Consider the following 23,065-nt stretch of genomic DNA (forward strand, 5'->3'; position numbering starts at 1 on the left):
CCACTGTGTTTGCGGGTGTCATGCGGGAGCCGTGGTGGTCCTTTCTGCTGCTGGTAACAATCGCGAAGACGGGACGCTATCTTGTTCTCGCCGTCGCGACGTTCGGAACTCTATCGGCATTCGGCATTTGATGAATTTTTCGCACCAGCCGGTCCGCAACCACGGAGCGAAGAAGATTTGAGGGTCGTAGCGCACCAGCCTTCATTCAGCAGGAGCCATCCAGTCTCGCCTTGATCGCGTTCATCTGCTCGATCTCCTTGCGCGCGGGATGTCTCTATTTGAACGGGCGCAGGTGGACGTGAGCTTCCATTCGGCGGATGGGGTTGGTGAAGAAGCCGAAATCTTCTTTGATCTCAAGGAAGCGAAATTGGCCGAGCGACCTGCGCCTTCGTCGGCGCCGGTGCTTCGATGGAACGTATGGGAAAATCGCGGCTTTCCTGAGAGCCGGCAGTAGTCCAGTTGTGTCCGTGCAGGCAATCAACCGGGCCTGAGCGATACAACACTAGGAGGGCAGCAGGTCGTACATATGAAATCTTTATGCTGTTGCTTGGCGTCTCCTCTCGATTTCATATGGCAGTCGGGTTCATCATTCCTCTCCATCCGGAGTTTCGCCGATGAATTTCAAATTTCGGGATCTGATTGGCCAACCGAACGACGGCTCCGAGTCTGGGGTCGTGTTGTGGGTGTTTCAGGACTACGACCGACACTGGCGCGTCCGGAAGGAAGGAGAGCGCTCCGACGTGGCACATCCGTCGCGACGAGAGGCCGTTGTTTTCGCTCGGGAACTCTGCGCGGGACACCGATCCTATAAGATATATCTCCAGCTAGCTGATGGTCGTTTCGCGCTGGAACTTCTGAACACCGGCGGCGGTGCATCCAAGACCTGCTGCTGATTAACGGTGTTGAATCCCACTTACTCATTCTTGGCGCGCAGACGGCACCCGCATGCGTTCTTGAGCCGGGCTGCGCGACCGGCAGCGACGCATCTTCCGCCTGTCGACTATCCGCCAGATTGGTCGCCGGAATCGAAGTTCTCCGCCGCGTGCTGCACCGGCTTTCCCGTAGCAACCCATCTGGCGAGTGGACGATATGAAAGACGCCCATGCAGTCGCCGGCTATCCAAATGAAGTTCCTACTTCTTTTCCATGAGCCCGCAATCGAAAAGTTATGGGGGCGCCAATAACGTGTCGGCATGGATGGCCCGAGGTCGATCAGGTTTCGATTGTATCGGGTGGCATCCGGCAAAACAGATGGAGCGACGATAAATGTATTCCCGTCTCGGCACGGATCACTTCACCCCGCATATGCGGCAGACCCGGCGCCCAGCCGTCACCGATGAGAGGCGTGCGGAGGCGCTCCCTTATCCGGAGGATTTGTGAATTTTCCTGCGGCTCGGGATCGTCATTGGTACTGTCTCGATAGCGATAGCGCTTCTAAGCTGGGCCGCGCATTGATCGGGCGGGGCGGGCGAAATGGAGAACAAAGACCCCCGACAGGCCTCGCATGCGCGGACCCGAAGGCCATCGACCACAACGGTCGAGATATTGACGACGGAACTGCAAGGCATCATTCCGGTCACGATCGCGATGTTCGCCGTTATCGTCATCCTTGGCGTCGTCATGGACTTGGCGAGATAGGTCGGACCAGGAAAGGCAGCTTGTCGCCGGCACGCGCCGGCGCCGGGCAAGCAGGGTTACCTTCGCACCGCGTATGCAGCTCTTCGGCGATACGGGAGCCAAGGCAGCCGATCACCAAATTCCTATACGTTTCCTATTTCTTTCCTTTCCCGCCTCTCTCGAATCTTTATGCGGTTCGGAGCCATATTCTCGCCAAAATTTGACATCGCGCGCCGCACCCCTCGATCGTGCGGTGAGTGGGATGTCCACGCCATTGCGTCTGCCCGCCGATCGGTTCTCACCGCCTCCAGGGGAGCGCAGTAAGTCGAAACAGCGCACAGGAATTATCGACATGGACGTTGTCGTTCTCGCCATGGGCATCGTGTTCTTCGCCCTATCGCTTGTCTACGTCAGGGCGTGCAGCAACCTCTAATAGCGGAGCGCAAAGATGCTCATTGATTACACTCTCGGTGGTGTGGTGACGGTATTTCTTCTCGTCTACCTGACCCACGCCGTCGTTCGCCCGGAGCGGTTCTGATCGCCAGGCCTAATGCTCGGAAAGCCATACCTATGACTCTCAACGGATGGATACAGATCCTCGTCTTCTGCGGGATCATCATTTTGCTCGTGAAGCCGCTTGGCGGTTACATGACGCGCGTCTTCGACGGCGAGCGCACGGTTCTTTCGATCCTCTTCGGTCCAATCGAGCGCGGTCTTTACCGGATTGCCGGAACGAGCGAACGCGAGGAACAGCATTGGACCGCCTACGCTGCGGCGCTGTTGTTCTTCAATCTCGCCGGCTTCCTGCTTCTTTATTTCCTCCAACGCCTACAGGGCGCCTTGCCGTTCAATCCGGCCGGCATGAGCGCCGTCCCGCCAGAGCTTGCCTTCAACACGGCGGCGAGCTTCATGACGAACACCAATTGGCAGAACTACGGCGGCGAAAGCACGATGTCCTATCTCGTGCAGATGGCCGGACTGACGGTGCAGAACTTCGTCTCGGCGGCAACCGGCATTGCCATCGCGGTGGCCCTGATCCGCGGCTTTGCCAGGGCTTCGGTAAAGTCGATCGGCAATTTCTGGGTCGATATGACCCGAAGCACACTCTACGTGCTGCTGCCGATCTGTGTCTTGCTGACGCTCGTCTATGTCTACCTCGGCGTGCCTCAGACCCTCGGCGCCTACGTCAACGCGACGACGCTTGAAGGCGCGCAACAGACGATCGCGGTCGGCCCTGTCGCCTCGCAGATCGCCATCAAGATGCTGGGCACCAATGGCGGCGGCTTCTTCAACGCCAATGCGGCGCATCCGTTCGAGAACCCGGACGCGATCTCGAACTTGATCCAGATGGTCTCGATCTTCGCGATCGGCGCGGCTCTCACCAATGTCTTCGGCCGCATGGTCGGCAACCAGCGGCAGGGCTGGGCCATTCTTGCCACCATGGGCGTTCTCTTCCTCGCGGGCGTTGCCGTTTGCTATTGGGCGGAGGCTGCAGGCAATCCGCTCGTGCATGCGCTTGGCCTGGAGGGTGGCAACATGGAAGGCAAGGAAGTGCGTTTCGGCATTCCCTTGTCGGCACTCTTCGCCGCCATCACCACAGCGGCGTCGTGCGGGGCTGTCAACGCCATGCATGACAGCTTCACCGCGCTCGGTGGCCTGATCCCGTTGATCAACATGCAGCTTGGCGAAATCATCATCGGCGGCGTTGGCGCGGGCTTCTACGGCATCCTTCTGTTCGTCGTGCTGGCAATCTTCGTCGCCGGGCTGATGGTCGGCCGCACGCCGGAATACCTTGGCAAGAAAATCGAGGCGAAAGAGGTCAAGATGGCGGTTCTTGCCATCCTTTGCGTCCCGCTTTCGGTCCTCGGGTTCACGGCGATCGCAGCGGTTTTACCGAATGCGGTAGCGTCAATCGCCAATCCAGGCCCGCACGGCTTTTCGGAGATCCTCTATGCCTACACGTCGGGTACGGCCAACAATGGCTCTGCCTTCGGCGGCCTGACCGGGAATACGCCCTGGTATAACATCACCATCGGTCTCTCGATGCTGATCGGACGTTTCCTGGTGATCATCCCGGCGCTCGCGATCGCTGGCTCGCTCGTGACCAAGAAGACCGTGCCTGCCTCGGCCGGCACCTTCCCGACCGATGGCGCGCTGTTCGTTGGCCTCCTGGGTGGCGTCATCCTGGTCGTCGGCGGGTTGACCTTCTTCCCGGCGCTCGCCGTCGGGCCGATCGTCGAGCATCTCGCCACGCTTCTCGGACAGACCTTCTGAGGTGATGCCATGGAACAGCGATTCCAGCAGTCACGCAAACACTTTGATCCCCGCGCCACGGCGCGGGGACCGGTCGAGCCGCCGCGCGTATCGAGCATCCTTCTCCTGATGACGGGCGTCGTGGTGCTGATCGCGCGCCTTGTCGAGGCGCTCATTCCATTGTTCACGGCGGTCTGACGGATCGCGGTGATCTTAGACCTTCAAGCTGGAGTCTCCTATGAGCCAGTCCAAATCCGCGAGCATCATGGACGCTCGCATTCTCATACCCGCCATCGGCGATGCTTTTCGAAAGCTCAATCCGAAGACACTTTCCAGGAATCCGGTGATGTTCGTCGTCGCCGTCGTCTCCGCATTGACCACTGTCTTGCTTGTCCGTGATCTGATCACGGGCGGAGATAACATCGGCTTTTCCTTCCAGATCGTGATCTGGCTCTGGTTCACCGTTCTGTTTGCCAATTTTGCCGAAGCGGTGGCTGAGGGTCGCGGCAAGGCGCAGGCGGAGTCGCTGCGGCGCACACGCACGGAAACGCAAGCGAAGCTGCTCAAGGGCGACGATATCAACAACTTCAAGCTCGTTCCCGGCACAAGCCTGAAGGTCGGCGACAACGTCCTCGTCGAAGCCGGCGACATCATCCCCTCCGACGGGGAGGTGATCGAAGGTGTGGCCTCAGTCAACGAGGCAGCGATCACCGGCGAATCCGCACCTGTCATCCGCGAGTCCGGCGGCGACCGGTCCGCCGTCACCGGCGGTACCCAGGTCCTGTCGGACTGGATCCGGGTGCGGATCACCGCCGCGGCTGGTTCGACGTTCATCGACCGCATGATCGCGCTCGTCGAAGGCGCCGAACGCCAGAAGACCCCCAACGAGATCGCGCTTAACATCCTGCTTGCCGGCATGACGCTGATCTTCGTTCTAGCGACGGCGACGATTCCGAGCTTCGCCACCTATGCTGGCGGCTATATCCCGGTTCTCATTCTCGTCGCACTCTTCGTCACCCTGATCCCGACGACGATCGGTGCCTTGCTCTCGGCGATCGGCATCGCGGGCATGGATCGCCTGGTGCGTTTCAACGTCCTTGCCATGTCCGGCCGTGCGGTCGAGGCGGCCGGCGACGTCGACACGCTGCTGCTCGACAAGACCGGCACGATCACGCTTGGCAACCGCCAGGCCACCGAATTCAGGCCCGTGCGCGGCGTCTCCGATCAGGAACTCGCAGATGCGGCGCAGCTTGCATCGCTGGCCGACGAGACGCCGGAGGGCCGCTCCATCGTGGTGCTTGCCAAGGAAAAATACGGCATCCGTGCCCGCGACATGGGAAGTCTGCATGCGCACTTCGTTCCGTTCACTGCCCAGAGCCGGATGAGTGGTGTCGATTTCGACGGCTCTAGCATCCGAAAGGGGGCGGTCGATGCCGTTCTCCAGCACGCCGATCGTACGACTGTGGCGAACATCAACGGCACGGCAAGCGTCGTCGTGCGTGATCCGCAGGCGGCGCGAGAGCTCCAGGCGATCGCCGACGAGATCGCCAAGTCCGGCGGCACGCCGCTCGCCGTCGTCAAGGACGGCCGGTTGCTCGGCGTCGTACACCTGAAAGACATCGTCAAGGGCGGCATCAAGGAGCGCTTTGCCGAACTGCGCCGCATGGGCATTCGCACCGTCATGATCACCGGCGACAACCCGATGACGGCCGCCGCGATCGCGGCGGAGGCCGGCGTCGACGATTTCCTTGCGCAAGCCACGCCCGAAAACAAGCTCAGCCTCATCCGCGAGGAGCAGGCCCAGGGCAAGCTGGTGGCGATGTGCGGCGACGGCACCAACGACGCTCCGGCTCTCGCCCAGGCCGACGTCGGCGTCGCGATGAACACCGGCACGGTGGCGGCGCGCGAAGCCGGCAACATGGTCGATCTCGATTCCGACCCGACCAAGCTCATCGAGATCGTCGAGATCGGCAAGCAGTTGCTGATGACGCGCGGCGCCTTGACGACCTTCTCCATCGCCAATGACGTCGCGAAATACTTCGCGATTATACCGGCGATGTTCCTGGCGTTCTATCCGCAGCTCGGTGCGCTCAACATCATGGGGCTCGCGACACCGCAAAGCGCCATCCTGTCAGCGATCATCTTCAACGCGCTGATCATCGTCACGTTGATCCCGCTCTCGCTGAAGGGCGTGAAATACCGGCCGATCGGCGCCGGTGCGCTGCTGTCGCGAAATCTCCTGATTTATGGCCTCGGCGGCATCATTGTGCCCTTCGTCGGCATCAAGGCAATCGACGTCGTCATAACCGCGCTTTGCCTCGTTTAAGGATCATGACCATGTTGAAACAACTCAGACCCGCGATCGTCATGATCATCGCATTGACCGCCATAACCGGACTGGCCTACCCGCTCGGCATGACCGGGATCGCCCAGGCGCTCTTCCCGTATCAGGCCAATGGTAGCCTGATCGAAAAGGACGGCAAGGTGATCGGCTCGGAGCTGATCGGTCAGTCCTTCAGCGGTGAGGGCTATTTCCATGGCCGTCCCTCTGCTGCTGGCGACGGGTATAATGCCGCGAGTTCCAGCGGTTCAAACCTTGGTCCCACCAATGCCAAGCTGATCGATCGAATGAAGAATGAAGCGGAGGCATTGAAGGCGGAAAACCCCTTGGCGCCGGTACCGATGGACCTCGCGACGACGTCGGGCAGTGGCCTCGACCCGCATATTTCGCCGGAAGCCGCCTACTTCCAGGTTCCGCGCGTCGCCAAAGCCCGCGGGCTCGACGAAGCAGCAGTCAAGACGCTGGTCGATGACCATGTCGAACAGCGCGAACTTGGGTTCATGGGCGAACTGGCGGTGAATGTTCTCGCCGTGAACCTTGCACTTGATCGTGTTGGGGCCCAATGACGAATGCGGCCGGGGTCATCCCCGACCTTGATCGCGAGGGAATGCGCCACAATGCCTGACGAAAGACGCGACATCGATACCAGGCCCTCGCCGGAAGCGCTCCTCGAGGCCGCTCAACGCGAGGCCCGCGGCCGCCTGAAGATCTTTCTCGGTGCCGCGCCCGGCGTCGGCAAGACCTACGAGATGCTGGTTTCGGGAAGGGCGCGCAAGGCCGAAGGCGGCGATGTCGTCATCGGTGTCGTTGAGACCCATGGTCGCAAGGAAACCCAGGCGCTTGTCGATGGCTTCGAAGTGGTCCCGCGCAAGAGGGTCAACTACAAGGGACACCTCCTCGACGACATGGACCTCGACGCCATCCTCGCGCGCCACCCGGAACTGGTTCTCGTCGACGAGCTTGCCCACACCAATGTCGACGGCAGCCGCCATGCGAAACGCTACCTCGACGTCGAGGAGATCCTGGCCCGAGGCATCGACGTCTATACGACCCTCAACGTCCAGCACATCGAAAGCCTCAATGACGTCGTCGCGCAGATCACGCGCATCCGGGTCCGCGAGACCGTGCCGGACTCGATCATCGATCGCGCCGATGACATCGAGATCATTGATCTCACCCCGGACGACCTGATCAAGCGCTTGCACGAGGGCAAGGTCTATTTGCCGAAGACGGCAAAGCGGGCGATCCAGAACTACTTTTCGCCCGGCAACCTGACGGCCCTGCGCGAACTTGCTTTGCGCCGCACGGCGCAGCGCGTGGACGAGCAGCTTGTAAGCCATATGCAGGCGCACGCCATTCCCGGCCCCTGGGCGGCGGGAGACCGGGTGCTCGTCTGCGTCGACGAGCATCCGCGCGGCGCGTCGCTCGTGCGCTACGCCAAGCGCCAGGCGGACCGCTTGCGCGCTCCCTGGGCGGCGCTTCACGTCGAGACGTCGCGCTCGGTCAACCTCTCGGATGCCGATAAGGACCGGCTTGCCGCGCATCTGCGCCTCGCTGAGCAACTGGGCGGAGAGGCAACGACGATTCCCGGGCAGAACGTGGCAAGCGAAATCCTTCGCCACGCGGCGGCGAACAATGTCACCCAAGTGATCATCGGCAAGCCCAGCAAGTCCCGCTGGCGCGAGCTCGTCGAAGGATCGGTCTCCCATGACCTGATCCGGCAGGCGGGCGACATCAGTGTGCATGTGATTTCGGGAGCGGCGGCAGCGGCAGCCGAGCAGCGCGGCATCAAGACGGCGCCGCCTCCGGCGCAGGTCAAGCTCCGACCCTATTTGTTGAGTACGCTCTACATCTCCGCCGCACTCGCGCTCGGCGCGCTGCTGGACCAGGTTCTGGACGTCCAGAACATAGCGCTCGTCTTCCTGATGGCGGTGCTGACTTCGGCGCTGACCGCGGGACTGTGGCCAGCGCTCTATGCCTGCGTCGTCAGCGCATTGGCCTTCAACTTCTTCTTTCTCGATCCGCGTTACACGCTGACGATCGAGGATCCGGAAAGTGTTCTGGCACTGGTCTTCTTTCTCGTGGTTGCCGTGACGGCAAGCAATCTGACCGCGCGCGTCCAACGTCAGGCCGCCGCGGCTCGCCAGCGCGCCAGAACGACTGAAGACCTCTATCTCTTCTCCAAGAAGCTCGCCAGCACCGGCACGCTCGATGACGTGCTGTGGGCCACGGCCTACCAGATCGCCTCCATGCTGAAGGTGCGGGTCGTCATTCTCCTTCCGGAGGAAAATTCGATCGAGGTCAAGGCAGGTTATCCGCCGGACGACACACTGGTCGATGCCGATATCGCCGCCGCCCGCTGGGCATGGGAACATGACCGGCCCGCCGGGCGCGGGGCCGACACGCTGCCGGGTGCAAAGCGCCTCTATCTTCCCTTGAAGACTGGCCGCACGGCGATCGGCGTGGTTGGGCTCGACAATGACAAGCAGGGACCGCTGCTGACGCCCGAGCAGCAGCGGCTCTTCGATGCGCTGGCCGATCAGGCAGCGCTCGCCATCGAGCGGATCCAACTCGTGGCCGACGTCGATCGGGCGAGATTGGCAGCGGAGGCCGACAGGCTGCGCTCCGCGCTGTTGACGTCGATCTCCCATGATCTCAAGACGCCGCTCGCCGCAATCATGGGAGCCGCCGGCACGTTGCGCGACTATTCCGGCTCTATGCCTGAAGGCGACCGCACCGACCTGCTCTCCACAGTCGTGGATGAGTCCGAGAGGCTCAACCGTTTCATCGCCAATCTGCTCGACATGACACGCATCGAATCCGGCGCGACCGCACCGACTGCATCCTTCCATTATATCGATGATATCGTCGGCACGGCCTTGCGCCGAGCGGGCAAGATCCTGGCACGACATAAGACGGCGATCGACATACCGGCCGATTTGCCAATGTTGAAGCTCGACCCCGTCCTGTTCGAGCAAGTGCTGTTCAATCTCATCGACAACGCAGCCAAATACGCTCCACAAGGCTCAACGGTGATGATCCGAGCATGGATCGACGGAGGAGCGGTTACTCTCCAGGTCATCGATGAGGGCCCGGGCATCCCAGGCGGTGATCTCGAGCGCATATTCGACAGCTTTTATCGTGTTCAAAAGACCGATCACGTGCGCGCGGGCACCGGACTCGGACTTTCAATTTGCAAGGGCTTTGTCGAAGCCATGGGCGGAACAATCTGTGCCGGAAACAGAACCGATCGGTCGGGAGCGATCTTTACGATTTCCATGCCGATCCCGACCGAAGCGAGAAATGTGGAAGGTCTGACATGACAGTCTTAACGGTGAAAATACTCGTCGTCGACGACGAGCCTGCGATTCGAAAGCTGCTGCGAGTCGGGCTGACAAGTGAGGGTTATACCGTAATTGAAGCCATGAACGCCAAGGAGGCGATGAGCCTTGTTGCCAGAGAACAGCCGGACCTGATCCTTCTCGACCTCGGTCTGCCAGACATAGCTGGCCACGATCTGCTCGCGAAATGGCGCGGCGATTTCCTGGAGCAGCCGATCGTCGTTCTCTCCAGCCGCACCGATGAGGTGGGCATCGTCAGGGCCCTCGAGGGCGGTGCCGACGACTACGTCACGAAGCCCTTCGGCATGAAGGAGCTTGCCGCCCGCATTCGCGTCGCTCTTCGGCACAGACTGCAGCAGCGGGGCGAGAAGCCGATATTCAAGACGGGCGATCTTTCCGTCGACCTGGTGAAGCGGATCGTCAAGGTGGCCGACAAGGAGGTCAAACTGTCTCCCAAGGAATACGACATCCTGCGCATTCTCGTGCAGTACGCGGGCCGTGTCATCACGCACCAGCACCTGCTGAACCAGATCTGGGGCGGACCGACTGACGTTCAATATCTCAGGGTCTACGTGCGCCAGCTTCGCCAGAAGATCGAGTGCAGCCCGGATCAACCGCAATATATCACCACGGAAACAGGCGTCGGTTATCGCCTCCGCGAAGCAGAACAGAATTGAGGCTCCCGTTCGAGATTGTTCGGGAAGCGGATTGTGACATGAATATATATGAGATTCTCAAGCCGGAGCATGTTGTCATCAATGTCCATGCTCCTTCAAAGGTCATGCTCATCCATTTCCTTGCGGAGAAGGCGAGCCAGGCAGTCGGCATCGACGAGGATGAAATATTTCGCGCAATAAACAACCGCGAAAATCTTGGTTCCACGGGAATTGGCCAAGGGATTGCGATTCCGCATACTCCCATTGCTGGCCTTCAGGCGCCGTTTGCTCTCGTCGTACGGCTCAAGCAACCCATTGATTTCGAGTCCATCGATGATGTCCCCGTGGACATAGTCTGTCTTCTGCTCACCCCTATGCAAGGCAGTGCCACCCATTTGAACGTCCTTGCCTTGCTCGCGCGAAAGCTTCGCTCATCGGAGACCCTGAGCGCGATACGAGAGGGCTCAGAACCGGAGGAGGTATACCTGTCGCTGTTGGACGAGAGTGTCTGACGCTTCAACGCTTTAGGTCTTTGTTTTGTGCATATCGTTGACGCAGACCGCTGCACCCTCTTGGGCAACATGCACTCACTGTCTTCACAGTGAGTGCCGGAAACGAACGGTGTGAACCGATACGAGGCAAAGTGCCTTGTAAGCCGCATCTCTGGCGGACCGCGAACACGCAATGGGAGTATAATTGGTACGTATATCGCGGCACGACGAGTGCTTTTTAGAAGGAATCGCACCAATGGCCGGTGGTAAATCGAAGCTACAACAGGACATCACGCCACGCGTGGCAGCCGATCTGCGTTTGAGCTCGGCACCGTTGGAGGTTCCGGAGGTGGTCGGTTACTTGCATCCATAGCAATGACCGCCATCGCCACGTTGATTGCCGTTGGAATCGACAGCGGCGTGGCGATCCCGAACATTTCTCTCATATTCGTGGTGCCGGTGGTCGTCGCCGGCGTAGGCTTCGGCTTGGGCCCATCGCTCTGCTCAGCCGTGCTTGGCGCTCTCGCGTACAACTTCTTTCTGACCGAGCCGCGCTACACGCTGCTCGTCGATGATCCGGCAAACATCTGGGCAATAGGCCTGCTTTTTGTCATTGGGCTTATCGTCAGTAGCGTTGCCTATACCTCTCGGCGCAGAGCGACTGATGCGGCACTGTTGAGGTCCCAAGCGGCGGTGTTGCAAGACTACGGCCGTGCCGTCGTCGCGGCCGCCAGCATGGAGGCGATCGTCTCAACCACCGTCCAAACCCTTGCAGCGCTTTTCCAAGTTCCTGTCGCCGTGATGACCGTATCGGGGAGTGAAGTGGTCTCCGTCAACGCAGTGGGAGATATTGAGCTTCAGGAGGCCGAATTCGAAGCGGCGCGCTCCTCATTGGAGATGCGCACTGTCATTCGTGCCGAAACCTACCCAGCTACGGCCTCACGATTTGAATTTTGGCCCGTAAAAAACGTCGACGGGTCAGTGCGCTGCCATTGGACTGGCGTTCAACCGCAGCGATGTCGGAACCGGAAACTTCCGTCGACATCGTTCGGAGTGTTCTGGCCTTGGCACTTGATCGTCAGCATACTCCGAATGGCCGTGATGCTCGGTCTGCATGTTGAGCCGCGAATGGTCACGGTAAAAATCGCAAGCTAAGGGCTTGCGCACGTGAACTGTTAGGCCGAGACGTCGGCGGCGAACACCAACGAACCGAGCGTGTCTGGCGTGCAGCGTGCCTATCGATCCGTCGGTCAGACAAGCACCTGCTCGCCGATCTCGACAACGCGGTTGGGCGGCAGGCTGAAGTAATCAGAAGGGTCGATCGCCGCATGCGACATCGCTATGAACAGCCGGTCCTGCCATCCGGGCAGGCCAGTATCGGGGTCTGACACGAGCTTGCGCCGTCCAACAAAGAAGGACGTCGACATAATCTCGAATTTCAGCCCCGCTTTCCTGCACATTGCGAAGGCCTGTGAGACGTTCTGCTCGTCCATGAAGCCAAAGTTGATGGTGAGCTTGCTGAACCGATTCGAAAGTCTCGTTAGCTCGATCCGATCGGTCTCAGGCACGAACGGAACGCGACGGGTTCTAACGTGAAGGACGATATTCTGCGCGTGCAGCACATGATTGTGCTTGAGATTATGAAGCAGCACCGCGGGGGCCTTGTCCGGCACGCTCGCCAAAAAGACCGCCGTCCCTGGGACGTCCGAGGGAGCGTGTTCAGATTTTCGCTCGACCAGTCGTATGAACGCTTCCAGCGACATGTCGTTGCGGCCAATCTTCTCCTTTACCAAGCGCGTGCCCTTCTGCCATGTCCACATCATCAGCATAATCGTGCCGGCGATCATGATGGGCACGTAGCCACCGTCGTGGACCTTCAGCAGGTTGGCCGCGAGAAAGATGCACTCGAGAACGAACAGGGGCAGGAGTACGCTTAGAGCAAAGATCATCGACCACCCCCACACCCATGTCAGGAACGGGAATGCCAAGAGCGTGGTCACGACCATCGCCCCTGTGACCGAGATTCCATAGGCGGTGGCAAGCGCCTCCGAACTTCCGAAGATGATGACGAGCGTCAGTACGCCCATGAAAAGCAGCGAGTTGACGGATGGCACATAGATCTGGCCGGTCGTCGTTTGAGACGTGAAGCGTATCTCGAGGCGCGGCAGAAATCCGAGGTGGATCGCCTGGCGGGCCAGCGAGAAGGCGCCGGTTATGACCGCCTGACTGGCGATGATGGTCGCAAGTGTAGCCAGGATCACGATCGGCAGGAGCGCCCATTCCGGAAACATCAGAAAGAAAGGGTCCTCGATCGCCGTCGGCTGGGTGAGCACGAGTGCGCCCTGTCCGAGATAGTTGAGCGCAAGCGCCGGGAATACCACCAGAAACCATGCCGTCTGAATGGGTGTGCGCCCGAAGTGGCCGAGGTCGGCATAGAGGGCTTCCGCTCCGGTGACGGTTAGAAACACCGCGCCGAGAACGACCAGACCGACCAAACCCGCATGGGTAATGAAATCGAGCGCGTAGATTGGATTGAATGCATTGAGAATCGAGAAATCGTCACTGATGTGGGCGATCCCGCCGAGCGCCATGGCGACGAACCAGACGAGGGTGATTGGGCCGAAGAACTTGGATACAGCGGCGGTACCCCTTGATTGCACGAGAAAGAGCGCCGCCAGGATCGTCACGGAGATCGGCAGGACGTAGTCCGAAAGAGCGGGCGTGACCAGCTTCAATCCCTCCACGGCCGAAAGCACGGAAAGTGCCGGCGTGATCATCGCATCGCCAATGAAGAGGGCCGCGCCCGTCAGGCCCGCCAGAAACAGCAGCGCGATGCTGCCTTGTGCTTTCTTCATCAGGAGAGCGAGCAAAGAGAGAGTCCCGCCTTCGCCGTCATTGTCAGCGCGAAGAAGGAAGAGCACGTATTTCAGCGTCACGATGACCGTCAACGTCCAGATCATCAACGAAATCAACCCGATGACTTCGTTTTCGTGCACGCCATCGTGCGCGAACGGCCGCAACGCCTCGCGAAAGGCGTAAAGCGGGCTGGTGCCGATATCGCCATAGACAACCCCGATCGAGCCCACCAGGAGCGCGGCGAAGCGGCCGTGAGCTTTGTCGGGATGGCCGGCTTGTGTTGCTGTCATGAGGACCTCGGATTGGACTGCCAGGGATGTCGACCCCGTCGTGCATGGATGATATTCATGCCTCTACGGATACCGGTTCCCGGTCGGGGAAGATATTGCGGAAAAATCCGCAGTCAATGTCGCTGCGGCTGCGGTAACTTCCACCTATTGTCTTCATCCGAAGCGGCATTCGGCGGCTTCCTCGCAGGTGCTGTAAGTGATCGGTCTCCGGCAAAATTCCCTGCACCGCTCCGGAGTCCACTTTCACTCAGCACCGGAAATTCCCATCGTTGTCGGCGAGTGACCGCCACGGGTCGAATTTGGCCTTCCGCGCGCCGAGCTAGCGGCGCTTCTGTTCGAAGCGCCGCTATTGAGTACTACAGCTCAACCTGCTCAGAGATGGCCAGGGCGTCGTCGACCTCGATCCCGAGGTACTGCACGGTGCTCTCCAGCTTTTTGTGGCCGAGCAAGAGCTGCCGGTCTTCTTGTAAATGTGCGCCGCCTTCGTCCGCCTCATCGAATGCGTGCCGTAGCGCTTGGGATCAAGCCCGATGCTCGACACCCATCTTTCGACGATCCTGCTGTATTGCCGCGTCGACAGATGCGGCTTGGCGTGCACGCGGCTCGGAAACAGGTAATCCCTTTCCCCGCGCCTGCGACTTTCGATCCACGCAGTGACAGCCTCGCGCGTTTGATCGGTGATTCGAATTGCACGGGTCGGCCGGTCTTCTTCTGAATGATGATTGCCCGGTCGCGAACCCGTCCGCAAATCGCGACATCAGCAACTGAGATCGCGACCAGATCACAAGCGCGCAATTTGCTGTCGATCGCGAGATTGAACAGCGCCAGGTCGCGCACTGCACCCAACATCTGGAGGCGGGTTGGGATGGCCCAGACCTCCTTCGGCTTCAATGGGGGCTTCTGACCGATGATACGGCCCGAGTTCCAGCTAGACATAGCCTTCCTCCCAAAAGCCACCCCCCACACCGCAGCGCTCAACCTTCAAGCGGGCGGATCGTACTTCGAGAAGGATTTTTCGGGTGGTGACCAGTCGTCTGCTGTGGTTAGCCCGAATGGCCGAGATGCGGACTGAGCGGTCATCGCAAAGCCGATTGCCGAATGACGTGTTTGGGGCCGTTTGCAGACTGGCAGCTTCCGGGTTCACAACGGCGATTGCAGACGTTCAACCTGCTGGGATTGAGGTCGCGAACGAGCCCAATCCGGTCCTTCCAGGTGTCGCCGTCAGCGGCACAAGTGGGTGGAACCTGATCATCCCCTGCCACTGACGCCAATGACCACAAAGCTCTTCGGCTCGCCCTGTCGCATTGGATGCTGCTTGACGGCGTGCAGGCGGCGGTGAAATTATCGTGCGTTCCCGATGAGGACTGTGACATGGCAACGTTCGTGGCGACAAACCCCGAAGCCTATGAAGCTTATGTTGGGCGAGGCAGTCAGCGTCTCGCCCCGGCCTTCGTACGCTTCGCCGGTGTTTCAGCCAACGAGCGAGTCCTAGACGTCGGCTGTGGCACGGGGCATTTGACACGTGCAATCGCGGCAGCGAATGCGCGAGCAACCGGTATCGATCTGTCAATGTCATATGTGGATTTCGCGCGACGTATGACTGCCGACGAGAAGGTCGTTTTTGACATTGGTGATGCCCTTGATCTGCCGTACTCAGATGGCGTTTTTGACCGCGCGCTGTCCATGCTCGCTCTTGATTTGCTGCCCGACGCGGCCCGAGGCCTACGCGAATTCTGTCGGGTTACGCGGCCAGGAGGCACTGTGGCAGTAGTCGTCAACAACTTCCGCTGCGGCTGGACGCCGTTCAGTTTAGTTTGGGACGCGGCGGCGGTGCTCGATCCTGACGGCGCAGCGATGCGCGATGAAATGGTATCCAAGCCGCTGGGTTGGCCTGGCGGGCTCGCAAGACTGTTCGGTGTGGTCGGTTTCGCGAATGTGGTGGAAGAACCGCTCGGCGCGATCTTCGAGTACCAGTCGTTCGGAGACTATTGGTCCTGCTTTCTCACGGGGCAGGGAAAGACCGGCAGCTATGTCACGAACCTTGAGGGCGCGCAACGCAGCGAATTGGAGCGCCACGTCAAGACAGCCTATCTTTGTGGCATGGTGGACGGTCCACGCGCCTTTGCCACCTCGTTCTGGGCTGTTCGCGGCGAGGTTCCAACTTAGCGGTAGTTCGGCGCAGCTGAATTCGTGGCATCCAGATCGAGCGCAAAGTAGCGGTCTTGCCTGTCTTATTTTGATGTCCGCTTCGGGCTCAATCGAGCCACTCACATGGCTAGTCACCGAGCGCTGCAAAGGATCGATTCTTCCAGTCAGCGCCGATCTGGGTGACCGGGGGCGAGGTCAGCTTCCCAGCTCTGCTATTTCAAGCGCCATTTCAGCGGATGTCATTCCTAGCCCCAGCAGCAAGGACGCGAAGCTGCGGGCCGGTCAGATCACCCCCGAAGATGCATCCCGCCTTCTCTAGATCCTTGCCGCCGCCATTGCCGCAGATGGGCGCGACGCGGCCGCCTTGGCATCGGGACACGATAAATATGGGCAAGCCTGCGGAGATTATATCGGCGACGGCGTCCGCGACGCTTGGCGTAGCGTTTCCGCGGCCGAACCCCTCGAGAACGATCGGCCTTCGCACCGCTTCGGGCCGAACAACCGACAGGCTTGTCGTTAGTGACCACCAGATCGGCCAGGTATGCGCTTTCCTCTATTGTGTCGGTGCCGTGTGTCACCACGACGCCACTGCACGCCTCTTCCGCAATGCAGACATTCTGCCTGAACTTATAGAGTCGTCACATTCAACCCGGGAGACGGTGCGGCGTCGTCCGAAGATGCCGTCACCATGCGAATGGCCGAGTTGGCTGCGTTCGGATGATACCGCCAATCATACTCCATGTACGTTGCTGTCTCAGTTGCCTGTTCAAGCCCATGCAGTTCGGCGACGAGGTAGAGTGCAGCGTCGATCCCGGCGGAAATGCCAGCCGAGAGGACAACCTTTCCATTGTCGACAACCCTCACGTCCGGAAGAACATTCGCGGTCGGAGCATCCACCTGGAGTTCCGCAAGGGCTCCACGATGCGTGGTCGCATGCAATCCGTCCAACAAGCCGGCCTTGGCAAGCAGCAGCGCACCAGAACATACCGACAATACCCGCTCAGCCTGGCCAGCATGCTGGCGAACGAAATCCAGAACTGAAGGATTGTGCTTCTCCCGGCGCGTTCCGAAACCTCCTGGAACCACAAGGATGTCCGTGGTGGGGCAGTCGCGGAAGCTATAGTCCGGATTGATGCTGAGGTTGTTCCGGGCCAGGACAGGCTTGCTTTCCCGGGCCACGGTGTAGACGTCGAAGAGGCGCTTGCCTTCCCGTTGCCCCGTTACTCCAAACACTTCGAAAGGCCCTGCGAAGTCCATCACTTCTACGTTGTCGAACAACAGAACGGCGACTCGTCGTGTCATTTCGCTCCCCCTGTTCCGGCCGTGCGGTCCGGGAGGGGAAATATAGCACACAGGTGGCTGCTCAGACAGATCGTAAGGACTGCTTCGGCGCAACCACGACCTCCTGCGTGATCGCCTGGAAGGTCTGCATTCAGGCAGCAGCGAAGCTGATTTCTGCGTCCGATTCGGGGCGCGAAGCTGCCAAGATCTCCCATCGGCCCTAATCGGGCAGCGAGATTGTATTTGACTGCTCCCCAAGGTTTCATGCGGCAAGCATCCGTTTTCTGCCTGCAGCAAAATTCCGATGTCCCCTGCCTGCAACAGCCATCGTATGGGAGGCTAGCCAGTATGAAAGATGTCGTCGCGTTGGTTACGGGCGCAAGCCGCGGTGTCGGCCGCGGGATTGCGCTGTCGCTGCTCGCCGAGGGAGCCACGGTCCACGTTACCGGCAGGTCCCGTTCCGATGCGGAAGCAAGCCTGGGAGGTAAGCGCGCGGGATCGCTGGAGGGGCTTGCGCTTGAGGCTGCGGCATTACCCGGACGACTGGTCGTTCATCATTGCGACCACAGCAACGACGCCGAAACCGAGCGCGTGGCTGAAGAGATCAGGGCCGCCAACAGTCTGGACATTCTGGTGAACAATGCATGGCCCGGCTATGAAAACATGGTCGAGGATGGCGATTTTACTTGGCCGCGCCCTTTCTGGGAGCAGCCCGTCTGGCGGTGGGACGCAATGATCGGCACCGCGCTGAGGGCGGCTTTCATGATGTCGCGCGCAGTGGCGCCGACGATGATCTCGACGCAGCGCGGTCTGATCGTCAATATTTCGTTCTGGGCAGCTCAATTCTACGACGGCAACGCGATCTACGGCATGGCCAAAGCCGCCGCCGACAAGATGGCCGCGGACTTCGCACATGAACTGCGTCCACATAAAGTCGCCGCCGTCGCACTCTATCCCGGGCTGGTACGCACCGAAGCCGTCATGCAGAACGCCGAATATTTCGACTTGTCCAACTCCGAATCCCCGAGGTTCATCGGCCATGTCATCGCCGGACTTTGGCGGGACCCTGCGCTGATGTCGAAATCCGGGCGTGTCCTGGTCGCGGCAGAGCTGGCTCGGGAGTATGACATTGCCGACGTCGACGGCTACAGACCTGTTCCCCTCAGCCCGGCGGACTTTGTGAAAAGCTGAATTCGTGTCGGTCTTTTCAACGACCCGGTTAGTCGGCTGATCTTTCAAACAGTTCGTGGAAAACCTTGGCGCTCCGCCGAGGCGATCTTGCACGTCAATTTTCTCCTGGCTCCGTCTGCCGTGGCATGGAGCCACGCTCTTTGGAGACGTGATGCCGCTTGCAAGACGATGTCTGCTTTCAGGCAGGCGCGTGCCGGCCTCTATGACCGAAGTGGGGGCGTTTCCGGACGAAGTCCGACGACGGATGAAGCAGACGGCGAATGCCTTCAGCCCCGGTCCTTGCGGGCGATGCATTCGCATCGACATCTGAAATAACGGCGTCCGGAGTGCCTACTCAGCGTGCCAAAGGGGGCGGCCAAATCGAAGGGCCTGCGGCTCCTCGTGTTGCCCCGTTCAAGTCAGCACCACCTACTCTGCGCAGATGTCAGGGCGGCGTAATCGTTTGATGACGTTCGTCGAGATATCGCTCAAGCCATGTATAGCCGGCATACGTGCCCGATGGGACGATATTGTTTCGATCGGCTGCATTGGTCGTGCTGAGACCGTTTGCCTGCTCAAAGCTGTTCGGCATTCCGTCGTTGTCGCTATCGGTCGGCGGTGACCCCCCGGTGATCACGGGGAAAGAGGCCGATGTCGTATAAATCGGGTTGGTGGCAGGGGCCGTCGACACATTGCTGACAAAGCCGATCCACCTCGCGTCCAGGCTATCGCGGGGAAAGGCCCCGACTTGTTGCGTCAGGTGACTCTTGAGCGTCGCCGTGCTGTTGGCCGGGGCACTCAGCGCTCCGATGGGAGCAGCCCTGCTTGTTTCGGTGCACGGCGCCACCGGGCTGATCTGCGTCAGTCGGCACTGGGGGATGGCCGGCGAACCCAGGAGCACGTTGTCGTTGCCGGTACCCGTCCCAACCGGCGCATACCACCTGTTCGTGGCAGCCGTCTCGTTGCTTTGGTTGACGAGCGCGATCGGGCCCGTCGATTTCGGACCGCGCTCCATGATGTTGGCTGCGACATTCGCGCAGGTGCCGACGTTGTTCGCGTCAGGGTGATCGTCGACAACCATGATGCCGAACTCGCCCGGGTTCGAGATCAAGTTATTGATGACGTCATGCACCCGTTCGTTCGCGGTGCCGCATCCCACCGATTTCAACGCCGGATTGCGCCACCGATGCGCGCTGATGATATTGCGCCAGAGAGTGGTCTTGCCGCAGTCTCCCCGGTGCTGATCTGAGCAGATGAGGGGACCATAATCATGATGTGAGGGGGAAAGCGGGTAGGCGAACAGGCTGTATGCGATCGTGATGTTCTTACCGCTCTGAAACGAGTACATTGCTTGGTCGGAACCGTACCCGACCGACATGTGGTCGAGGTAGATGTTCTGCGGATCCACTGTGCCTGCCTTCTCGATGCCGATTCCGCTCCGACTGCCCCGTGTGCTCGCCCATGCGGCCTCGTTCCCCGGGCGCACGCGCAGGTGCCTCAGAAACACGTTGCTGGCCAGGATGCGAATGGGGGTCTTCGCGGCAGTCGCAGCGATGCCGGACTTCAGGCGGATCTGGATGCCGCCCGGGCTTGTCTGACCCGCCACCGTCAGGGCGCCACTGCTTACAACGATCGGAGACGCAAGCTGGATCGTTCCGCTCACCCTGAACACGCAGGTGCGGGCCCCGGTCGCCTGCATGCAGGCCCGAAGACTGCCCGTCCCGCTGTCTGCCGTGTTCGTAACAATGAAGACGGCGCCGCCGCGCCCGCCGCTCGTGGCCCTGCCGGCGCCCGAAGCGCCCGGAAACGTGTCGAGCGCTTGTGCGGACTGCACAGTCGCAAGGAAAAACGCGATCAACGACGCAGCACCGCGAAACGACCTCATCGTTGCACCCTCGATCGTCTAACTGCCGTTTACGCCTTAGGTGTTACAACCGAGAGGCCGTAGGGTGCTCATTGCACAGGTTGCAGTCAAGGATTAGGAGCGTCGCCCAAACGAGTTACCGTGCGTGAACCGGCCAGCGCATGCCGTGGTGTTGATACGCGGGTTAGGACGTAGAGATCAAACAGAATGGATGGTTTCGGGTCGCGGGCGCTGCAAGCACGAAGAGCGATACCGCAGCAATGCGCCAATCGGCGCCGGAATGGGCGACCGCAACGATGGCAGCAGACATCACTTGGAGAAAGACGCCAATCAACAATAGCCGCGGTCGAAATTGGATCCGCGACAGTGCGTAAGCAGCGAGCGCGCCGGCTGTGACAGCCAGTGCCGTAGAAATGGCGGCGACGATGAGAGAGTTGCCCTACTGTCTTGCCCGCTGCCCAACGCGAACAGGAACTGGTCGGCGCCGCCGGTGAAGGTGGCATCGCCGTACAACTGATCGCTTCCCGTGCCACCAACAAGAAGCTATCGGCTGACCGCAGAACGCCCTTAGTAGAGTGTCCTTCGATAGTCTTCCTCCAGTCCTTCGTCCATCTTTCGCATTTCATCCCTGTCCGTGGGGGCCCCTGTAGTCTCATCCAGAATCATCTTTATGAGCGAGGGCATCTCGGTGCGGTCCTGGAAATGATCTGCGCTCCACAAACGGGAGCGCCGGAATGCCTTGGCGCAGTGCATGAACACTTCGCTCACGCTTACGATGATAGCAAGGTTTGGGATGCGACCAGCGACCCCCATGCTCTTCAGGAGTTCAGGGTCACGAGTCAGAGTGGCTCGCCCGTTTACGCGCAATGTGTCCTCGAAACCGGGAATTACGAACAGCAGTCCGACGTTCGGGTTGGCGATTATGTTGCTTAGGGTATCAAGACGATTATTGCCGGGCCGATCGGGGATCGCGAGGGTAAGCTCATCAAGAATCTTCACGAAGCCAGGAGGATCGCCACGAGGACTGACATCGGCCTTTCCATCCAGATGCTGGGAACCTATGCACAAGAATGGCGAGCGCCTGATAAACTCTCGCGCATGCTCACCAAGCGAATTCTGACACTTCAGTATAGCCAGGGAGTGTGTCGGTTCGAACAGCCCCCGAAGTGACCGTTCATCCTCGATCGCGAAATCGGGATTGAGCTGAAATGCCGCCATGATCCACCTCCCAGGCTGCTCCCATTTGTATCTTAGTCATTATCCGCGCACCTCAGACCTTCACTGTCCGCTTCCTCTATGCGAATATGAGGTACGTACATCAAGCTTGGTACCTTAGTTTGATTGCAGGATCAATGTAGTTTGTGGGCCTTCTTGGCGATAAGGTGCGGTGGTTTATAACGACGACCAAAGTGCGGCCGGTCGAGATTTTGAGGAGGCCAGGATAAACCCGCATCCGAACACTCAGCCATACAAAGGGTCTGCTTTGCGCAACTAATTCGGATGTTCTGGGCGCTAGCGGCCAATTTCCGCAGTGGGTCGAAGGGAGCCGTTCCTCTCGAGCCCTGTACACGGCTTCTTGCGAAGATGTTCACGTTCTGGCCAACAAGATGGTGTAACGGGCCGACCCGGCCCGGCAGGTTTGAAGGGCCGGTGGTCGTCCCTCACAATGATGGTGTCGCGGAGTCAGGAGTGGCCTGCTCCATAGCAGCACGGAGAGACGACCATGAAAGAGTATGCCGGCATAGACGTATCCCTGGAATACTCAAGTGTGTGCGTGGTGGATGCGGATGGCCGCATTGTGCGGGAAGCAAAGATCCTCAGCGAGCCCGCTGCGCTGATCGCCTGGTTCGGCGCGCACGGCGTTGCGATGGAGCGAATTGGTCTGGAGGCCGGGCCCTTGTCGCAGTGGCTCCATGCCGGGATGGTGAAAGCCGGTCTCTCGGTCGAGCTGATCGAGACGCGCCACGTGCGTGCAGCCTTCAAGACAATGCCGGTAAAGACCGACAAGAAGGACGCTCGGGGCATTGCGCAGTTGATGCGGCTTGGCTGGTTCAGGCCGGTCCACTGCAAATCTCTTGCGGCCCAGGAGGTGCGTGCGCTGCTGACCGCCCGCAAGCTCATTCAAGGCAAGCTTCACGACATCGAGATGAGCATCCGGGGCATCCTGCGCGGCTTCGGCCTCAAGGTCGGGCCGACGACGCGGCGCACTTACGCGGGGCGCATCCGCGAGCTGATTGCAGGCCATTCGACCTTGGAAGCGATCGCCGCTTCGCTGCTGAAGGTGCGCGACGCGCTTGTGCATGAGTTTGCAGGGCTTGAGCGCCAGCTGCGCGCCATCGCCCGCCAGGATAACAACGCACAGCGGTTGATGACGACGCCAGGCGTTGGTGTCCTGGTGGCGCTGACGTTTGTGGCGGCCGTCGATGCGCCGGAGCGCTTCCGCTCATCACGCGCGGTGGGGCCGCACTTCGGATTGACGCCGAAGAAATATCAATCGGGCGAGACCGATCATAGCGGTCGCATCTCGAAGATCGGCGATGGGAGCGTGCGCACCGCGCTCTACGAGGCGGCCAACGTCATCCTGACGCGACCGGTCAAAGGTTCCGATCTGAAGCGCTGGGCGTTGGCGGTCGCCAAACGGGCCGGTCCCAGAAAGGCGCGCGTGGCGCTGGCCCGCAAGCTCGCGGTGGTGTTGCATTGCCTGCTCAGGGACAGAACCAACTTCATTGCTCATAAGGGAGCGCCAGCCGTGGCGGCT

General features: G+C 60.2%; 17 protein-coding genes and 3 pseudogenes. 14 read left to right on the top strand and 6 right to left on the bottom strand.

Features of this window, described 5'->3' with window-relative positions:
- Positions 1-2: 2 nt before the first annotated feature.
- The 11 genes and pseudogenes from GHK62_RS34670 to GHK62_RS31505 all read left to right on the top strand — a co-directional run.
- Positions 3-131: pseudogene (locus tag GHK62_RS34670) on the top strand (DedA family protein); the annotation flags it as partial.
- Between the two features lie 1,341 nt (positions 132-1,472).
- Complete coding sequence (locus GHK62_RS31460; RefSeq protein ID WP_153439795.1) at positions 1,473-1,637, top strand: hypothetical protein; 165 nt, start codon at positions 1,473-1,475, stop codon at positions 1,635-1,637.
- 427 nt (positions 1,638-2,064) lie between these two features.
- A complete protein-coding gene (locus GHK62_RS31465; RefSeq protein ID WP_153439794.1) occupies positions 2,065-2,154 on the top strand; it encodes a K(+)-transporting ATPase subunit F in 90 nt (29 codons plus the stop codon).
- A 32-nt stretch (positions 2,155-2,186) separates the two neighbouring features.
- Positions 2,187-3,890, top strand: coding sequence for a potassium-transporting ATPase subunit KdpA (gene kdpA / locus GHK62_RS31470; RefSeq protein ID WP_153439793.1), 1,704 nt, complete (start codon positions 2,187-2,189; stop codon positions 3,888-3,890).
- Between the two features lie 9 nt (positions 3,891-3,899).
- A complete protein-coding gene (locus tag GHK62_RS31475; protein WP_153439792.1) occupies positions 3,900-4,067 on the top strand; it encodes a hypothetical protein in 168 nt (55 codons plus the stop codon).
- Positions 4,068-4,107: 40 nt separating this feature from the next.
- Complete coding sequence (kdpB, locus tag GHK62_RS31480; RefSeq protein ID WP_153439791.1) at positions 4,108-6,195, top strand: potassium-transporting ATPase subunit KdpB; 2,088 nt, start codon at positions 4,108-4,110, stop codon at positions 6,193-6,195.
- A gap of 11 nt (positions 6,196-6,206) precedes the next feature.
- On the top strand, positions 6,207-6,776 hold the full coding sequence (gene kdpC, locus GHK62_RS31485) for a potassium-transporting ATPase subunit KdpC (RefSeq protein WP_153439790.1): 570 nt from the start codon (positions 6,207-6,209) through the stop codon (positions 6,774-6,776).
- A 51-nt stretch (positions 6,777-6,827) separates the two neighbouring features.
- On the top strand, positions 6,828-9,533 hold the full coding sequence (locus GHK62_RS31490; protein WP_153439789.1) for a sensor histidine kinase: 2,706 nt from the start codon (positions 6,828-6,830) through the stop codon (positions 9,531-9,533).
- Entirely contained in the window at positions 9,530-10,228 is a 699-nt protein-coding gene (locus GHK62_RS31495) for a response regulator transcription factor (protein ID WP_153439788.1), read from the top strand. Before GHK62_RS31490 ends, GHK62_RS31495 begins: the two co-directional genes overlap by 4 nt.
- A gap of 38 nt (positions 10,229-10,266) precedes the next feature.
- On the top strand, positions 10,267-10,719 hold the full coding sequence (locus tag GHK62_RS31500; protein WP_153439787.1) for a PTS sugar transporter subunit IIA: 453 nt from the start codon (positions 10,267-10,269) through the stop codon (positions 10,717-10,719).
- A 354-nt stretch (positions 10,720-11,073) separates the two neighbouring features.
- Positions 11,074-11,853, top strand: a complete 780-nt coding sequence (locus tag GHK62_RS31505; protein WP_153439786.1) for a DUF4118 domain-containing protein — start codon at positions 11,074-11,076, stop codon at positions 11,851-11,853.
- 95 nt (positions 11,854-11,948) lie between these two features.
- Here GHK62_RS31505 and GHK62_RS31510 read toward each other — a convergent pair whose 3' ends face one another.
- On the bottom strand, positions 11,949-13,844 hold the full coding sequence (locus GHK62_RS31510; protein ID WP_153439785.1) for a potassium transporter Kup: 1,896 nt from the start codon (positions 13,842-13,844) through the stop codon (positions 11,949-11,951).
- Positions 13,845-14,200: 356 nt separating this feature from the next.
- A pseudogene (locus GHK62_RS31515) lies at positions 14,201-14,780 on the bottom strand (tyrosine-type recombinase/integrase).
- Positions 14,781-15,215: 435 nt separating this feature from the next.
- On the opposite strand from GHK62_RS31515, the gene GHK62_RS31520 reads away from it, so the two are divergent.
- Positions 15,216-16,010, top strand: coding sequence for a class I SAM-dependent methyltransferase (locus tag GHK62_RS31520; protein WP_167528248.1), 795 nt, complete (start codon positions 15,216-15,218; stop codon positions 16,008-16,010).
- Between the two features lie 241 nt (positions 16,011-16,251).
- On the opposite strand, the pseudogene GHK62_RS31525 reads toward GHK62_RS31520, so the two are convergent.
- Both GHK62_RS31525 and GHK62_RS31530 read right to left on the bottom strand, forming a co-directional pair.
- Positions 16,252-16,461, bottom strand: a pseudogene (locus GHK62_RS31525) (asparaginase); the annotation flags it as partial.
- A gap of 158 nt (positions 16,462-16,619) precedes the next feature.
- Complete coding sequence (locus GHK62_RS31530) at positions 16,620-17,294, bottom strand: DJ-1/PfpI family protein (RefSeq protein ID WP_153439783.1); 675 nt, start codon at positions 17,292-17,294, stop codon at positions 16,620-16,622.
- A 327-nt stretch (positions 17,295-17,621) separates the two neighbouring features.
- Here GHK62_RS31530 and GHK62_RS31535 point away from each other — a divergent pair, with 327 nt between their 5' ends.
- Positions 17,622-18,464, top strand: a complete 843-nt coding sequence (locus GHK62_RS31535; RefSeq protein WP_153439782.1) for an SDR family NAD(P)-dependent oxidoreductase — start codon at positions 17,622-17,624, stop codon at positions 18,462-18,464.
- A 424-nt stretch (positions 18,465-18,888) separates the two neighbouring features.
- On the opposite strand, the gene GHK62_RS31540 is transcribed toward GHK62_RS31535, so the two are convergent.
- Together GHK62_RS31540 and GHK62_RS31545 are read right to left on the bottom strand one after the other, a co-directional pair.
- On the bottom strand, positions 18,889-20,142 hold the full coding sequence (locus GHK62_RS31540; protein ID WP_210253345.1) for a hypothetical protein: 1,254 nt from the start codon (positions 20,140-20,142) through the stop codon (positions 18,889-18,891).
- Positions 20,143-20,874: 732 nt separating this feature from the next.
- Positions 20,875-21,525, bottom strand: a complete 651-nt coding sequence (locus GHK62_RS31545; protein WP_153439780.1) for a pyridoxamine 5'-phosphate oxidase family protein — start codon at positions 21,523-21,525, stop codon at positions 20,875-20,877.
- 505 nt (positions 21,526-22,030) lie between these two features.
- Between GHK62_RS31545 and GHK62_RS31550 the strand changes: the two genes are divergently transcribed.
- On the top strand, positions 22,031-23,065 hold a 1,035-nt coding region (locus GHK62_RS31550), incomplete at its 3' end, for an IS110 family RNA-guided transposase (protein WP_153439716.1).

The organism is Sinorhizobium terangae (genome assembly GCF_009601505.1).
Classification (GTDB): domain Bacteria; phylum Pseudomonadota; class Alphaproteobacteria; order Rhizobiales; family Rhizobiaceae; genus Sinorhizobium; species Sinorhizobium terangae.

Coding starts and splice junctions, on each gene's coding strand:
- GHK62_RS31460 (WP_153439795.1), top strand. CDS start 1,473: ATGGAGAACAAAGACCCCCGACAGGCCTCGCATGCGCGGACCCGAAGG.
- GHK62_RS31465 (WP_153439794.1), top strand. CDS start 2,065: ATGCTCATTGATTACACTCTCGGTGGTGTGGTGACGGTATTTCTTCTC.
- kdpA (WP_153439793.1), top strand. CDS start 2,187: ATGACTCTCAACGGATGGATACAGATCCTCGTCTTCTGCGGGATCATC.
- GHK62_RS31475 (WP_153439792.1), top strand. CDS start 3,900: ATGGAACAGCGATTCCAGCAGTCACGCAAACACTTTGATCCCCGCGCC.
- kdpB (WP_153439791.1), top strand. CDS start 4,108: ATGAGCCAGTCCAAATCCGCGAGCATCATGGACGCTCGCATTCTCATA.
- kdpC (WP_153439790.1), top strand. CDS start 6,207: ATGTTGAAACAACTCAGACCCGCGATCGTCATGATCATCGCATTGACC.
- GHK62_RS31490 (WP_153439789.1), top strand. CDS start 6,828: ATGCCTGACGAAAGACGCGACATCGATACCAGGCCCTCGCCGGAAGCG.
- GHK62_RS31495 (WP_153439788.1), top strand. CDS start 9,530: ATGACAGTCTTAACGGTGAAAATACTCGTCGTCGACGACGAGCCTGCG.
- GHK62_RS31500 (WP_153439787.1), top strand. CDS start 10,267: ATGAATATATATGAGATTCTCAAGCCGGAGCATGTTGTCATCAATGTC.
- GHK62_RS31505 (WP_153439786.1), top strand. CDS start 11,074: ATGACCGCCATCGCCACGTTGATTGCCGTTGGAATCGACAGCGGCGTG.
- GHK62_RS31510 (WP_153439785.1), bottom strand. CDS start 13,844: ATGACAGCAACACAAGCCGGCCATCCCGACAAAGCTCACGGCCGCTTC.
- GHK62_RS31520 (WP_167528248.1), top strand. CDS start 15,216: ATGGCAACGTTCGTGGCGACAAACCCCGAAGCCTATGAAGCTTATGTT.
- GHK62_RS31530 (WP_153439783.1), bottom strand. CDS start 17,294: ATGACACGACGAGTCGCCGTTCTGTTGTTCGACAACGTAGAAGTGATG.
- GHK62_RS31535 (WP_153439782.1), top strand. CDS start 17,622: ATGAAAGATGTCGTCGCGTTGGTTACGGGCGCAAGCCGCGGTGTCGGC.
- GHK62_RS31540 (WP_210253345.1), bottom strand. CDS start 20,142: ATGCAGGCGACCGGGGCCCGCACCTGCGTGTTCAGGGTGAGCGGAACG.
- GHK62_RS31545 (WP_153439780.1), bottom strand. CDS start 21,525: ATGGCGGCATTTCAGCTCAATCCCGATTTCGCGATCGAGGATGAACGG.